Below are 14,631 nucleotides of genomic sequence, written 5' to 3'. Positions count from 1 at the left end.
GACGTTTCCTCCTTCAGCTGTGTATTTAGATTATATGACAACTTCTTCCTAAGCAAAATATATAGGCAAGTATCTGACATGCTAACGCACGCTTTTGGGTAAAAGCGTGCGTAACATTTACCGTTAAATCAGGCTTCTTAAAACGATTCATTTCTAACGCACGGTTTAACGAGATTATCCTCGGAACCGTGCGTTAAATTTTCACTGGTTATAACGCACGGTATTGAATGTAAGCGTGCGTTAGTGTAAAATGAATTTGTAATCGAGGTGGATCAAATGATGGAAACTAAAAAGCATAATACTAATAAAGGTCAAAAATTAAACGTCCAACCTTTGCGCACTCAAACCGATATTGAAACTGCAAAATTCTTTTTGAGCAAAAACAAAATGGGCAAACGTGATTTATTACTTTTTTTGTTCGGAATTAATACGGGGCTCCGTGCCAGCGATATTGTCGTTCGAAAAGTTGGTGAATTTCGAAATACCAAAAAGCCCTATATAGTGGAAGAAAAAACTCACAAACGTCGCAAATTAAACTTATCAAACCTTGCCGAACAAATCGATGAATATATTGCTGATAAATCGGATGATGATTGGCTGTTTCCATCATACAAAGATCGATCCAAACACTTGACTGTAAATGGCGTTTACCGAATGTTCGAGGTGTTGGGTAAACAGATGGGCCGTGATGACTTGGGCACACATACCATGCGCAAAACATTCGGCTACCATTATTACAAGCGCACGCATGATATTGCTACATTGATGGAGATTTTCAATCATTCATCACAACAAATTACGAAACGCTACATCGGCATCACTGAGGATGAGATTGACAATTCACTTGATCACTTCAGCATCGGGATTTAACTGTGCCTTTAATTTAATGCCCCGTAAAGACAAAAGGAGACACTAACATGACTTTGGACCAATTAATCTATGTAGTTGAACTTTCAAAATATCAAACTTTGGCGAACACTGCTGATGCATTACATATTAGTCAGTCAGGACTTAGTAAGTCAATTTCTCAACTTGAAGAAGAGCTTGGCGTCAAAATTTTTGAAAGGGATCGCAATGGTACACAACTCACTCCTGAAGGAGAGGAGCTTTTACCACTTGCCAAACAGATATCAAATAATGCGTCTAAGTTTAAGGACTATGCATCCAATCTAGGAATTGTAAAAAGGAAAGAAGTATTTACGGTTGCTTTTGCAAATACAATCTTAAAGCCGTTTTTAAATGAGTACATTCAAATGCAAAAGCAAAATATGAGTTTCAGACTAAATCTTATACAGACCTCTTCTGCTGACGTGGTCGATTTAGTTGCTCATCATAGTGTTGATCTCGGCTTTGCAGCGATCAATGATTATAGTCATAATGATATCAAACATTTGGCATTCCGCCCCGTTCATGACGGTCATCTTCGATTATTTACATCTGCACATAATGAATTGAAGAACTGTCGTCAAGTTACGACCACCCAATTACGGCAACAAAGGTTTGTGCTGTTTGATGATCCTTATAACGAAAATATCTTCCGACAACTTCAGTATTTGTGCGGCCCATTAGATGTTGTTCTTAGAACTAGTGATCCATGGACAATAATGTCATCCATTCGTGAATTGAATGCTGTAACGTTCGCTCGTGACTGGCAAACCAAATTTTCTGTCTATTCTCCACTGGAAAAGTTGCCAAGCATAAGTGTCGAAAACTTGGTAGACGATAGATTTGTTTTAGGCTGGGTTTATGATAATAGTAAGTTATTATCACCAATGTTAATGGATATTATGCAGAAAACAACTAACAAATTAACAAACTAAAAGCAACGATCCTGTAATTGGACCGTTGCTTTTAGTTATCTAGTTTCTTTGATATTCAACAACTTCTTCATCGCCGGGCATCGGTACATCCGTAACATAACCGTGTTTTGGGATATCCCCCTGCCATCCTTCGCCCTTGATAATTACATCATATAATCCTGAAGGCCATTTAAGCAATGGTAATCGTTCTTTTGATATTCTTGATACAACTGTTTCTGGTTTACCATCGTGCAACTTTTTACCAAACTTCGGATCCATTAGCGCTTCTCTTGCTAATCCAGCTAAATCTGCAACTTGTACAGCCTCTTTTGCATCCTCAACTGTTAGGATATCACCACATGCAATCAGTTTAATGCTTGGATCAATTGACTTTGCATATAGTTCTGTAAAACTAGCATCTTTATCGTTTGGTTGTGCTTTCCAACCATCTACAGCATTACCCATTGCCGAAATGTGCAAATAGTCTAACGCAGTAGAATTCAGTCGTTTGATAAATTCACAATTATCTTCCCAACCAAAGCCGTAATTTTCTCCATGAATCTCTTGCTGACTAATTCTTAACCCAATAATAAAGTCTGGCTTTGCGTACTCTTTAGCAACTTTCTCCACTTCAGAAATGATATCTAAAATGAAGTTCATTCGCTTATCCAGTGATCCTCCGTACCAATCGGTCCGCTCATTTGAGTATGCAGAAAAGAACTGTTGTAATAAGTAGTGGTTAGCACCATGAATTTCAACGCCATCAAATCCTGCTTTAATTGCACGAATAGTTCCCTCACCAAATTCTTTGATTACCCTCAAAATTTCCCCTTCAGTAATTGTCCTGACTGGATAATCTATGAAAGGATAATCTTTCTCGGTTGGAACAACTGGACTTCCTCCACGATCATAATAAACAGCAGCTTGACGCCCGCCATGATGAAGTTGAAGTATTGCTTTCGCACCATGTGATTTGATTACATCAGCTAACTTCGTTAATCCTGAGATATATTTATCTGATGAAATTCCAATTTGTCCTTTAAATGCTATACCTGCTGGGTCGACATACGTTGCTTCGGTAATAATCATTCCAGCAACTTGAGATCGAGCTGCATAGTAATCGAGTTGTTCCTGAGTGACGTCTCCATCATCATTTCCTGCCCATGTGACCATCGGGGCCATCACAAGTCGATCGTTCAGAACTGCACCATGTTTTAATGTTACTTTATCAAGTATTTTCTTCATTATCAGTGATCCTCCTTGTTTGTATGTGATTATATTAACATGTAAAGTAAGCGCTTTAAATTATCAAAAAGTTGCACTTTCGTCTACTTTTGCTCAACCCCATATGTCATTTTGGGTTAAAGAATCCTATAGAAAAAGGGGATTGCCTCGAATATCTAATGGCAATTAAATGTGTTACAATCCTATACGGAGTTCAATCGCTCCAAATATTTGCAATCACTAGGAAAATCCGAATTGAATTCGGGCTTTTTTAGTATAATCAAAATTCATATGTTTTTTGAGATTAGATGCGCGCTATTCATTAAATCCAACCATGCAAAAAAAAGAAGCGTTGCCCGTTTTGGTTCAACACTTCTCATTTCTAAATTGAAATAACCCTAATAAGTATATGGAACGAGACCATCTGGTGCATCATTTGTTTGTTGGACTGTGATGTACATTGGATAGCCATTTTCTTTTACATGAGCGGTCATTTCAATATAACCTGACTTAGTTTTATTATTAATTTGATAAGCTTGTGCGAAAGCATTAATTATATTCTGACTTTCAACTTTCTGAACAGGGAATGACTCTAAGTCCCGTTGATTATTAATGAATGAAACTGGGTCATTTTGACTCTCGCCAACATATACAATGGCTCGTTCAAATGATATAACATCATTTAAGATATTATAACCTCTCATGTATTTATCAAAGGTTTCTTTAAACTCAGCCTTGCCTCGCAATACAGTATCAAGTTTTGAACTAATTTTATTAAGCTTATTGTAGTCGTAATCACCTTTACTCAGCTTTGCATTTGCATACTGAATCATATATTCTTTTAACGATTCGATTTGCGATCGTTGTATCCTTGTCATCGGCTCTAACTTCATTCGTTCTTTGGTGATACTGCTTGGATGTTTCTTCTCAAATGAACGAATTTGTTTATATGCTTTAGGATGTTTATTCTTGTATTTCTTAATGAACTTATTGAATTTTGGGTAGTCCTTTTCTGGATTAGGGGCTTTCATTATATTAACAGCTTTTTTAAAATTCGAAATACTTTTAGGGCTTTCCACAGATTTTAATGTATCGTATAGGCTTTTAAGGAAGTTGCCGTTTGTTTCTTGCCACGCATCGGTCTCGATCTTCTGTTGAACATGCCATGGATCTCGTTTGGCAATAGCTAACTGTTTTTTCATAATTTGGTTTTTAGAAAATATTTGATTTGTAAAACTATTTAATTTTCTAGTTGGAATATATACTTGCCATGAAGGCTCTGACGCATCATCTGAATGGCGTGGAGGTAAGTTGAATGCCATCACATTAGTATATTTATCAGTTGTTTTGCTACTTGGATTGTCAATGTTTGTACCTTTCGTCTCCTGTTCGGTAAGATCTAGATCCATTAGGAAATGGATGTAGTCTAGACCATCATAATGACCAGAAAATGGCATGAATTTAACGTTGATACTAGAAGGTCCTGTGACTGTTACAAAGAAGTATGTGTATGTATTATCATCCATTTTCTTTGTACCGTCCCAAGTTCCACCCATACATTTAATCATTATGTGGTGTTCGTCAATTGTGTAATAAGCAGCATTCCAAAGCGTATCAGTTTGTGAAACTATGTTTGAGTCATCGGGTACGATCAAGAGCTTTCCATCTGTGAATGTATATGTTACGCCTGCTCCATCTTTCCCCTCACCTGTAATGCCATCGCGAGTATGACCAGTTCCCGTCCAATTCTCTCCCTCATCTGAGCCAGCTTTATTTAAAACGCTGGGGACTTGGGTAGTCCATATATTGTCCAACATATACTTCGCTTGCATTTCTTGAAGTAAAAAAGATCCTGTTTGCAAATTGATATGATTTCCATTGACAATATGTGCAGATGTATCCAAGTTCTGCTTATCATCAGTTGGAATCTTTGCAAGCTTAGGCGTAATTGTTGTTGGAGTCCCTTTAGTAGTACCAAGGTTAGACATTTGGCCTTGTGAACTTGCAAGAACTCTTTGAGAGTTTGGGCTGAATGTCATAAAACCAATAATTGCCATAAACCCAATTAACAGAATATTTTTCCAATGTATTTTTCTTACCAAACTAATCCCTCCAATAATTAATATACCCTATCAATATTTAACATATTTATTATACATCTATCACCCTTAATGGAATCAATATTCCTGATAAAATCCCAATTTTATCCATCAGAAAGGCTCCCGACAATGAATGTCGAGAGCCATTTTTGTGTTTGCTTTGTTATGAATAAAATCGTGATTTCATCACCCAATATCAAATAACAAACTATATTGGTAAATGATGTCTTCAAGTTCTTGCCGAGATATGTGTTCAACGACGCTATTATCATCAACGCCACGAGCACGTAGATCTAATGCGGTAGTTTGATCTAATAGAACTTGTCCATACACCTTCGTCGTTGTTTGTAACCGATGATACATAGGATAGTGCCTTGAAGTGCTGCTAATTGGTGCAACAATTGTCATATTGCTTGTTTCAGCAACTAAATCATTACTCAATACAATTGCTGGTCGTTGTGACATTTGTTCATGCCCCTTACTGGGGTTAAAGTTCACAATAAAGATATCGCCTTGTCTTACCATTTCAGCTCATTACCTTTACTTTCTCCCCAATCCAGTTCGGTGTCGCGTTTGCCATCATCCTTCCAACCAGCGAATAGCTCATGGATATTGGCAGGGCGATTAGACAGGGGCTTTAGAACTAAAGAATTGTTTTCAATATTTATCGATAGATTCTCATTGTCTTTCCAACCCAATTGTTCAATTAGGTTCCGTGGTATTCTGGTAGCATTTGAATTACCCCATTTGGATAATTTTGTTTTGCCATCTTCATTTAAGGTTTGAGACATAAGAACACTTCCTTTACTCTTTATGAGTAAAGTATATACAATGTATCTACCTCAGTCAACAAAAACAACAAACTATTTCTATTTTGCAATTCATTCAGATAAAACTGTGATTTTATCTTCACCTAATTACAATATTAATAGAAATAGCTGCCAAGATAATGCCCACTAATTTGATAAACCTTTGATGGCTTAAATCTAGTGTAAATCGGTGTTGGACCTTGTTGTGGAGACTCTAACAATACATGACGATATTTGCCAGCTACCTTCATGTGTGCAGGAGCATATGCTGGGGTATCTCCAAATGTAACTAAGTGGTGGAAATAATAGTAGTGCTTTTTATATCCATTATATCGTATCGTTTCTCTATACTGATCAACACCAAATTTGCTGCCCTTGTAGTAGTAAGTATGACCATTGGAGTACTCAGTAAGCGAATGCTTACCGATGACCATTTTGTTCATATGTGCCCTTGTTCCGTAGTATTTACCATAAAAATGGTACCAAGTTCCTCTAATAGAAACTGGGGCAGATTTAAGCTGTTTATTTGCACTTGCCTGATTGTTTCCAACCAAGCCCAATGCCATTCCAGAGGTGGCTAAAATCCCCAATATAATTCTTTTCAAATTCATTCTCCTCACATATAAAATTCAAATTTTATCTAGTAACGATAATAACTGAACACTTTGTTGTTTGACCAAGGTTTGATCACAATATGATTGTGACTTTTCCACTTGATGTAACAGCTACTTGGTGACGTTCCCAAACTTGTTCCTTTGAACTTGTAGAGATGGTTCCCTAGATATTTATACCTTGCATGTTGCACTGTTGGCGCAGCCATGTCACTTGGACCGCCGTTTAAGCCGCGTACTTCGGAAATAATCTTATGTGCAGATATAAAACTGCGATAATCATATTTATACCCAGACTGAGTCCACGGCTTGGTTTTCCACTTGCCCCTTAATGCACTTGGTGTACCTTTATGCCAACTTGCTGCATTAGCAGTCGTACTTACCGCACCTAATCCTAATCCAGCAGTTAGCAGTCCTGTTGCGATCATTGTTTTAGTTTTCATTCGATTACCCCTTTAAAAGTGATTTGTGAAACAGATTCTCAATAAGATTGATATTTAATACTTGATTGTTCCCTGAATGTGATAATTTTTTGTGGGCTTAAAATGTGTAAACACATCAAATGTATGACCCTGTTGCGGGGCTTCCAGCAAAACATGATGCTTATGTCCGTTAATTCTAATATGTGCAGAAATGTACGCAGGGGCATCGCCCATTCCTATCACATGAACAGTGACAATATGATATTTACCACCTTTAAAGCGAAACTTTGATTTAAAGTTGTTCCCCATTAGATGATTCTTACCTATAATAAATGATTTTTTATTTCCATCTTTGATTGTTTCTGAGTGGGCATACATTTTTATCTTCGTGACATATGGGTTTGTATTAAAGGCAGGATCATAAGGATACTTGTGATACCATGTTCCCCGAATATTCTTGGGTATTGTTGTGGCCTTTGCATTAACAGTCGTACTTACCGCACCTAATCCTAATCCAGCAGTGAGTAATGCTGTTGCGATCATTGTTTTAGTTTTCATTCTTATAATCCTCTTTATCCATTTTCTTTGATATGGTTTGTTTTCTTTGCATAGTGCGCCCCATAAAATCCAGAAGTTACAAAATGCTTATACCCTCTGAAAGCAAAATAGTTATTTTTTCGATACATGACTAAGTTCTCATTGCCGCTATTGTACATACCCATATGGATCCGATGACCGTGGATATGATAATATTTTCCGAATTTATGATATGTAACATTTTTTATTACACGTGCAGACATTCCCGACTGACTAATTTCAATTTTGTTTCGGGTAATTCGCACGAAAGTTCCAAATCCTAAAGCTGAGTTTTTAGGGAGCTTATATTGATACAGTCCTCGTAGTGCAGAAGGTGTACCTTTATGCCAACTCGCTGCATTAGCAGTCGTGGTCAACGCACCAATTCCTAATCCAGCTGTTAATATTGCTGTTGCGATCATTGTTTTAGTTTTCATGTGGTTTCCTCATTCCTTTAAAGTAAACAATATTAAGATAAAGGCTTGGCATAAATATGAAAATGTCTAACCCGATAGTAAACGCGATTCTTATTACCTGATTTGATTAATAGTTTGTTCCTAGACAGCCGTTTAATCTTGTCGACTTTATATGAACCTTCAGCAAAATTACTATAGGAATGAATGTGATAATATGGGCCAGAGCTATTGGTTTTAGTAACCTTGCCAGTTAACAAATCGGTTTGTAATTCACAACCACCGATATGATGCTTTGTAATGTGATAGCCCCATGATGCTTGCCCCCAACCCTTATGACCATCATCATAATAATAACGGACTTTAAAGGGCTTGGTTTCCCATTTACCACGTAATACAGTGGGAGTTTCATTGTGCCATGTTGCCGCACTTACACTGCTTAAACTACCAACAGCAAAAAATAGTCCCAGCGATAGAGCTACTGTTCCCAACAACACTTTCCATTTCTTCATATATGTAATTCCCTCTTTGCTTACTATTAGTTAATGCCATTGCTGGATTAACATTTTAATTATATATCTACTTAGGAATAGATAAAATGAATATTTTATCTTTTTGTGAAAAAAGTTTGTTCAGGGACACACTTTTTTGTGAATTAGGATAACTTTGTACTCAATCATCACTTCATCATCATTATTGTGAGAGTTCACATAGCGCCTATGTCAAGGCTCAGCAAGTTATTGCTGAGCTTTTTATTGTGATCTTCAACCTCGAACATTATTTTGTTAAAAGGGTACGCAAAAAAATATATGATGATGGGGTTGCTATTTATAATTTGAGTATGGTAAAGTATTGATACGGATTTTTCAGAATAAAAGTATTTAAAAAGTATGGAAAAACCGAATAATTTTAGAATTGGAGTTTTAACGTGAAGCAAGAGAAATGGACAAAGGTCAAACTACATTTATATGAAGGTGACAAGACTGACAAATATATTGATAAACATGGACGTAAAGCTTGGGAAACCTTGGGTGATAATTATGTAAAATTAGCAAATAAGAATTCACCTTTTTGGATCTCATTTAAGATGTCAGGTCAAGAAATTAAGGACAAAAAGTTAGAACCGATAATCAATGAACGATTATTAGCAAAATATATCCTCAAAAAGCATTCTTACCACAGTGTTTCACAACTACAAACGGGTGCTTGGTATAGTTCCAGACTAGGGGCTTGGAAGTTGTTTAAAGGGCAAGAAATGAAGCGTCACATTAAGAAGCAGCTAGTGAATGAAACAGATCCTTATGAAGTTCAGTGGAATAAACAGCGTTCTAGTACAATTACTGAATTTATAGAAGCCAGTTCCTATGACGACAAAGGTTTGGATAACCCCTTTGATAAGAGTGATCCAAATTTGGTTGCCTTCACGAATGGAACATTCAACTTAAATACCGGCAAGCTCCAGAAGTCAAAAAAGGAAGACTATATCCTTAGCTCCCATGATTATGCTTTGGACACACAAAAAAAGGAAACGCCACACACTATTTCATGGCTCAACGATCTAGTAGGTGAAGGAAACGTACAATTCCTAATGGCATACATTGGATATTGTTTCTACCGCTCTTATGACTATTCACAGATCATCTTGATCATTCAGTCAGAGGGTGGACATGGTAAGTCGCACCTGCTCAATTATATTGAAAAGTGTGTCGGGTTCAGTAATACCTCAGCATTGTCACTCAAGCAGTTATCAGGTCGCTCAGAGTTCAACACGAGTGGTTTATATCATAAGGACTTAAACATCTTTGCCGACATTGATTCAACAGTCATGACAAATCTGGAATTTCTTAAGGGTGCCACTGGCGAAGACACCATGTTTATTCAGTTTAAAGGGGCTGATGGCTTTCAGATGAAGAACCATGCGAAAATGCTTTTTAGTGCCAATGTTTTGCCACAGTTAAACGATCTCAACGATACTGGTGTTTTGAGACGATTCAAAATTTTGCCAGTAATTGCTCCAAAAATTAACAAGGCATTCAAGAAAAAGCATCCCACCGATCAGATTGAAAATGAACGGCCAGCATTTGTTCATCAATGCCTTCAGGAGTTTATGCGAGCGAGAAAGGAACAATCGGGGATCGCATTTGGGAATACACCCGATATCACAAAAGCCACTAAAGCTTGGATTCTTTCAAATGATTCTGTTGGCAGCTGGTTGGATGATCGAGAATCATTCTGGAAAGGGAATTTCCTATCAGGCGAACAGCTAAGTCGTAATTACAGTGAATGGTCGCGTGTTCATAATATGAAAGTCCTTAGCAAAAACGAACTCTTAAGTATCTTGACCAAGAAGAAAGGATTCAAACCCAAGCGAAAAACAAGCCCTGGCCATTATCTGCGGGGGTATCTCAGAGAATAAGACATTGGCCTGCCGGCCCGCAAGCAAGCTTGCTCCTGGGCACTATTTCGCCTGCGGCTCATAGTACTCTTCGCCGTAAAGGCGAAGAGTATACCTCTCTATTACCAAGGTTAACCACATATTGATGGTTCGACCTATGTGCCTAAAAAGAAGCAAAGCAAGCCATATTCATCTCCAACTATACCAAATTTATTTTTCCATCAGATTACCTTGAATTAAGGTGGTTACTCGTCGGGTTGACCATAGATACCATTACTTTTTATGACAAATTTTAAAAGTATTTATATTTGTATGTTGTGTGTACCTGATTGAATTTTTTGGTGGTCAAGGTGGTCAGTGTCAATTGTTGTAACTGATTAGCAATTGTTTGGTTAGCTTTAGAATCCATAACACCCATGGAATATAAGAGTATAACTAGTCATAAACTGGCACAATAGTGATTCAATATATAAGCGATACCTATACCATTAGATTAGATATTGATTATTTAAAGTGTGCGATTATAATCAATCTACAACGTTCATGCATTCACTTTGTAGGTGATAACAGACGATAGGAGGATTCATGTTATGGGTACGATCATTACTTTTCAAGAAGCAAATAGAAGGGTGCAAGAACTAACGGGCAATAGGATCTCGATTCTTAGCGAATCTGATTATCACGCCTTTAAGCGGGAGACAACCTTAGTCTGTAATAGCTGCCATGCTCAATGGCAAACGACACCTCACACAATATGCAAGCCCAGAAAAACCAAACATTATAATCCGTGCCCGAATTGTGGTGATCGGAAGAAGTGGACAAGTAGAAGGCTGATTGATCATATAAATGACCAGTTTGCGAATGAAGGCAAATTTGAGCTTCGAAGTGAGTACATCCGTGAAGGCCATGAGGTCCTACTTTATCATCATGAGTGCGATCACGAATTTCGAGTGACGGCGCGTAGTTGTTTTGACGGTAAGACTTGTTGTCCTATATGTAATGATAAAATTCCGATGGACGGTGGCACATTTATCCAAAAATTGAACAAGAAGTACCCGAAAGATGGGGAGTATATCTTAGACGGTCCTTATGAAGATACACATTCAACAGTCAGGATTTACCATCGGAATTGCCAACAAGACATGATGGTTATCCCTCATAGTGTTCTTGATAAAGATCAGCAGCACTGCTGCTACTATTGCTTCAATGCTTCTCATGGAGAAAGAGCGGTTCATGATTACTTGAAGGTATATGGGATGAGTTTCCAAGAGCAAGTTTCCTTTGAGGGTTGCAAAGATATAAAGGTCCTTTCGTTCGACTTTATCTTGTATTCCAAGGATCAGGAACCTTTAATTGCGATTGAGTATCAAGGAAGACAACACTTAGTTACGGTTTATAATTCAGATCAATTAACGACAACACAAAGGCATGACAGGATTAAGAAACAGTATTGTGATGATAATGGTATTCAACTGATTTATCTGTATGAACCTGAGAAAAATCGTACAAGTGAAGACCAAATTCGTGATAATGTTAAAGCTTCATTGGATGCCATAGATCTAAGTTCATGTTCCAAGAAAGCACAGGGGCGGATTCATGCGTAAGCACCTGGCAAATGTCGGATACCGGGATTTTATTTGCCAGATCAGCGCTTATGGTGCCGATGAAGACGGATTTCCAACAACAGCAGTTCAAAATGTTCGAGATCAGCAAGGCAAATTGGTAACTGACCATGTCTGGGTGCAGAGACTAATTAAAGTTTTACCAGGAAGACAAGATAAGAGTATCGGTAAGATTGTTTCGTTCAAGGCAAAGAGTCAATGCTATTCTCATCATAATTCAGACATGATGGATTATGGGTTAGCTGATGTGCATGAAGTTTTTCAACTATGTAATTTTCCTAGTAAGGGGATTGGTGAACAAAATGAGTATCTCGCAATAACGATCAGGAGCCATCAGGATATGTATTTCATCGGGACATATACTAATGGTCGCGTAATTACGTTTACTTATGGAGAAAAGTCGCAACCGATATTTGGGAGTACTAAAACAGAATATTTTCGGGATTATCGAGATGCTAAACAGGCTTTGATCTCGCTTATTAGTCAAAGACGTATCAGACAGAAGCATGTTAAGCTTCAAATCTTCAAAGCAATTCGATATGTTGGACAAAGCTATATTGGCGTTGATACTCGTGACCTGATAAAAAATAAATAGAAGAAGGAATAAACAAAATGAAAGAATTAATTGATTGTGTATGGAATATGAATATGTGGACGTTTATCGGATACATCTTCGTGGTGTTTGGAATATTGTCTGATTACAGTTCAGAAATTATTGGCTCACTATTTCATCGTTCCGAAAAAAATCAAAAATCATAGCAATCAAAAAAGTCGTTATCCGTTGTGGATAGCGACTTTTCATTGCCCTCACTAAAGTTATTTTTCACCGAAAGTTTACCGAAAACTTACCGAAAATAGATTGAATAGATACGAATCTACGAAGATCACTTTGGTCATGAATCCTATTATGACGGTGTTTTACGGTGATGCACTAAATGGTACGAAGTGCACGAGTGTCCTCGGGGGACGCATTAATGAATTAAATCGAGTTTGATAAGGGAAGTCGCTGAGTGATCGGTGGCTTTTTTGTTTTGGCTCTGGGCACACAGCTGAATCCTAAAACACAATCAAAAGGATCCTATAAAAAGCCATTGCTTAGCTGCTGAATGTAAGTTAGCAATATTTAAAGATATTGATTTGAAAGTGATAACCAATGGAAGCCATCATTAATTATTAGGCACATCTTTTGAATCGACAACGGAACTAAGCCCATAATGTGTTGTTACTCCGTCGAAAACGAATTTTCCAGTATTATCGACAGTAACGATATGGTTAGCATGCCTAAACTGATACTTATAAGTCAGCCAATGCCCATCGCGGTTATTCGATACTTCCCCTGTAATCCACTTATTAACGTTGTCCCAAAGTCGAAATGACCGAGTCTTACCACTCCTGACGACAATATCTGAATTAATTGCAGTGGATTTTCCGTGATGCTTTTGTCCATAACCACTGATTATTATTGTATGGGCAGTTCCACGACAAATTAAAAGCCCAATAGAATCATTTTCCTGTGTTGTTCTGAAGGTTACATCAAGTTCATTGAATTGTCTGAACCCTGCCACGGTGTCGCTAATATTATCAGTCCATTGTTTGGGCAGTCCATATAGGCCGAAGTATGGGGCCTTATTTTCAGAATATCCAGATATAAATCCATTATCTGCAAAACTGGTTGCGTATAATGGTCCAAAATATGATGTAACTTTCTTATTAACATTTTGACTTTTGATCCAGCCATAATACGTAAATTTTGATGGATTGATATGATATGGATTTTCGTAAACCGCTTTGTAGTATACATGACCATTAATCTTAGCTTTTCGTGTAAAGAAATGATCGTCATTAAAATCATTTACTTCACCATATCTTTCAACATAGTATTTTTTGATTTTTCCGTTTGAAGAATACACGGGAACTTTTGTCTGTTTTCCAACTAATTTCAGATTATAGGGAACTGGAGTTGCATCCCATTTCGCCAGATACTTAATTCTGGAACCATAAGCATTACTAGTATTAAACAAATCAAAACTGATAAATATAGCCATAAACATTAAGGCCCAAGCAAATCCTTTTTTCATACATAATTCCCCTCAGAAAATTTATTTTTGGAGCAATATTTATTTGTACAAATCCAATTTATGTCAATAGGAATATATTCTTACATGTTTGGTACTAAAGTAATGAACTTTCCTACTTTTCTTTTGCAATGATACTTACTAATATCGGTGCATAATTGTGCCACCAAAGCTGACCTTATGTGATGAGTAGTATTTAACGTGCATAGTTCTGATACGGTTTAATGGAAAATCAAAACATTTTACTCTGTAAACATGATGACCAACGTACTTGTAATATGGTTTGCCCCAAAACATGTTGTACCCAGTTCCACCTACCACACCAAGGTTATATCCTTTTTTGGTAACATACCATTTGGCATTTCCGTTCGTCCAATGACCTCTTGTGACTCTTGGTGTTCCCTTATGCCAACTTGACGCATTAGCAGGAGTGTTAACAGCCCCAAGTCCGAGTCCAATTGTTAGTAGTCCTGTTGCGATCATTATTTTAGTTTTCATTTATGTAACCCCCCAATAATTATTCATTAACCCAACAAAATTAACGATTTAATTATATCGCTATCAGGAATAGATAAAATGCATGTTT

At 37.2% G+C, this 14,631-nt stretch carries 16 protein-coding genes; 5 read left to right on the top strand and 11 right to left on the bottom strand.

The genetic code is table 11. The features are described from left to right. Positions 1–276 precede the first annotated feature (276 nt). Together FD17_RS02880 and FD17_RS02875 are read left to right on the top strand one after the other, a co-directional pair. Positions 277–870 carry a tyrosine-type recombinase/integrase gene (locus FD17_RS02880; protein ID WP_057823440.1) on the top strand — a complete coding sequence of 198 codons (594 nt, stop codon included), beginning with the start codon at positions 277–279 and terminating at the stop codon, positions 868–870. A 47-nt stretch (positions 871–917) separates the two neighbouring features. Then, positions 918–1,820, top strand: coding sequence for a LysR family transcriptional regulator (locus tag FD17_RS02875; RefSeq protein WP_057823439.1), 903 nt, complete (start codon positions 918–920; stop codon positions 1,818–1,820). 39 nt (positions 1,821–1,859) lie between these two features. Here the strand turns inward: FD17_RS02875 and FD17_RS02870 are convergent, their stop codons facing one another. From FD17_RS02870 to FD17_RS02830, 9 genes are all read right to left on the bottom strand, one after another. Continuing rightward, complete coding sequence (locus FD17_RS02870; protein WP_057823438.1) at positions 1,860–3,044, bottom strand: oxidoreductase; 1,185 nt, start codon at positions 3,042–3,044, stop codon at positions 1,860–1,862. Between the two features lie 377 nt (positions 3,045–3,421). Next, positions 3,422–5,125 (bottom strand): P-loop NTPase family protein, encoded by a 1,704-nt coding sequence (locus FD17_RS02865; RefSeq protein ID WP_057823437.1) that lies wholly within the window; start codon positions 5,123–5,125, stop codon positions 3,422–3,424. A gap of 183 nt (positions 5,126–5,308) precedes the next feature. Then, a complete protein-coding gene (locus FD17_RS02860) occupies positions 5,309–5,647 on the bottom strand; it encodes a type II toxin-antitoxin system PemK/MazF family toxin (RefSeq protein ID WP_057823435.1) in 339 nt (112 codons plus the stop codon). Then, positions 5,641–5,913 carry an AbrB/MazE/SpoVT family DNA-binding domain-containing protein gene (locus FD17_RS02855; RefSeq protein ID WP_057823434.1) on the bottom strand — a complete coding sequence of 91 codons (273 nt, stop codon included), beginning with the start codon at positions 5,911–5,913 and terminating at the stop codon, positions 5,641–5,643. Before FD17_RS02855 ends, FD17_RS02860 begins: the two co-directional genes overlap by 7 nt. 134 nt (positions 5,914–6,047) lie before the next feature. After that, on the bottom strand, positions 6,048–6,536 hold the full coding sequence (locus tag FD17_RS02850) for a hypothetical protein (RefSeq protein WP_057823433.1): 489 nt from the start codon (positions 6,534–6,536) through the stop codon (positions 6,048–6,050). Between the two features lie 35 nt (positions 6,537–6,571). Beyond that, positions 6,572–6,985 (bottom strand): hypothetical protein, encoded by a 414-nt coding sequence (locus FD17_RS02845; protein ID WP_057823432.1) that lies wholly within the window; start codon positions 6,983–6,985, stop codon positions 6,572–6,574. 54 nt (positions 6,986–7,039) lie between these two features. Further along, positions 7,040–7,522: a hypothetical protein gene (locus FD17_RS02840; protein WP_057823431.1), complete on the bottom strand. Its 483-nt coding sequence runs from the start codon at positions 7,520–7,522 to the stop codon at positions 7,040–7,042. A gap of 14 nt (positions 7,523–7,536) precedes the next feature. After that, on the bottom strand, positions 7,537–7,977 hold the full coding sequence (locus FD17_RS02835; RefSeq protein ID WP_057823430.1) for a hypothetical protein: 441 nt from the start codon (positions 7,975–7,977) through the stop codon (positions 7,537–7,539). Between the two features lie 32 nt (positions 7,978–8,009). Continuing rightward, a complete protein-coding gene (locus tag FD17_RS02830; protein ID WP_057823429.1) occupies positions 8,010–8,465 on the bottom strand; it encodes a hypothetical protein in 456 nt (151 codons plus the stop codon). A 416-nt stretch (positions 8,466–8,881) separates the two neighbouring features. On the opposite strand from FD17_RS02830, the gene FD17_RS02825 reads away from it, so the two are divergent. From FD17_RS02825 to FD17_RS02815, 3 genes are all read left to right on the top strand, one after another. After that, complete coding sequence (locus FD17_RS02825; RefSeq protein ID WP_057823428.1) at positions 8,882–10,369, top strand: DNA primase family protein; 1,488 nt, start codon at positions 8,882–8,884, stop codon at positions 10,367–10,369. Positions 10,370–10,938: 569 nt separating this feature from the next. Beyond that, positions 10,939–11,952 (top strand): DUF2726 domain-containing protein, encoded by a 1,014-nt coding sequence (locus FD17_RS02820; RefSeq protein WP_057823427.1) that lies wholly within the window; start codon positions 10,939–10,941, stop codon positions 11,950–11,952. Then, positions 11,945–12,565, top strand: coding sequence for a hypothetical protein (locus FD17_RS02815; protein WP_057823426.1), 621 nt, complete (start codon positions 11,945–11,947; stop codon positions 12,563–12,565). The genes FD17_RS02820 and FD17_RS02815 overlap by 8 nt, the downstream gene beginning before the upstream one ends. A gap of 571 nt (positions 12,566–13,136) precedes the next feature. Here FD17_RS02815 and FD17_RS02810 read toward each other — a convergent pair. After that, on the bottom strand, positions 13,137–14,048 hold the full coding sequence (locus tag FD17_RS02810) for a hypothetical protein (RefSeq protein ID WP_057823424.1): 912 nt from the start codon (positions 14,046–14,048) through the stop codon (positions 13,137–13,139). A 138-nt stretch (positions 14,049–14,186) separates the two neighbouring features. Continuing rightward, a complete protein-coding gene (locus tag FD17_RS02805) occupies positions 14,187–14,543 on the bottom strand; it encodes a hypothetical protein (RefSeq protein WP_057823423.1) in 357 nt (118 codons plus the stop codon). Positions 14,544–14,631: the final 88 nt, after the last annotated feature.

This window comes from Lentilactobacillus sunkii DSM 19904 (assembly GCF_001435575.1).
Lineage (GTDB): Bacteria > Bacillota > Bacilli > Lactobacillales > Lactobacillaceae > Lentilactobacillus > Lentilactobacillus sunkii.
This window is presented reverse-complemented; position numbering and strand designations above follow the sequence as displayed.

Bases quoted from the DNA above. Each gene is read 5' to 3' on its own strand.
- FD17_RS02880 (WP_057823440.1), top strand. From the start codon at position 277: ATGATGGAAACTAAAAAGCATAATACTAATAAAGGTCAAAAATTAAAC.
- FD17_RS02875 (WP_057823439.1), top strand. From the start codon at position 918: ATGACTTTGGACCAATTAATCTATGTAGTTGAACTTTCAAAATATCAA.
- FD17_RS02870 (WP_057823438.1), bottom strand. From the start codon at position 3,044: ATGAAGAAAATACTTGATAAAGTAACATTAAAACATGGTGCAGTTCTG.
- FD17_RS02860 (WP_057823435.1), bottom strand. From the start codon at position 5,647: ATGGTAAGACAAGGCGATATCTTTATTGTGAACTTTAACCCCAGTAAG.
- FD17_RS02855 (WP_057823434.1), bottom strand. From the start codon at position 5,913: ATGTCTCAAACCTTAAATGAAGATGGCAAAACAAAATTATCCAAATGG.
- FD17_RS02845 (WP_057823432.1), bottom strand. From the start codon at position 6,985: ATGAAAACTAAAACAATGATCGCAACAGGACTGCTAACTGCTGGATTA.
- FD17_RS02840 (WP_057823431.1), bottom strand. From the start codon at position 7,522: ATGAAAACTAAAACAATGATCGCAACAGCATTACTCACTGCTGGATTA.
- FD17_RS02835 (WP_057823430.1), bottom strand. From the start codon at position 7,977: ATGAAAACTAAAACAATGATCGCAACAGCAATATTAACAGCTGGATTA.
- FD17_RS02830 (WP_057823429.1), bottom strand. From the start codon at position 8,465: ATGAAGAAATGGAAAGTGTTGTTGGGAACAGTAGCTCTATCGCTGGGA.
- FD17_RS02820 (WP_057823427.1), top strand. From the start codon at position 10,939: ATGGGTACGATCATTACTTTTCAAGAAGCAAATAGAAGGGTGCAAGAA.
- FD17_RS02815 (WP_057823426.1), top strand. From the start codon at position 11,945: ATGCGTAAGCACCTGGCAAATGTCGGATACCGGGATTTTATTTGCCAG.
- FD17_RS02810 (WP_057823424.1), bottom strand. From the start codon at position 14,048: ATGAAAAAAGGATTTGCTTGGGCCTTAATGTTTATGGCTATATTTATC.
- FD17_RS02805 (WP_057823423.1), bottom strand. From the start codon at position 14,543: ATGAAAACTAAAATAATGATCGCAACAGGACTACTAACAATTGGACTC.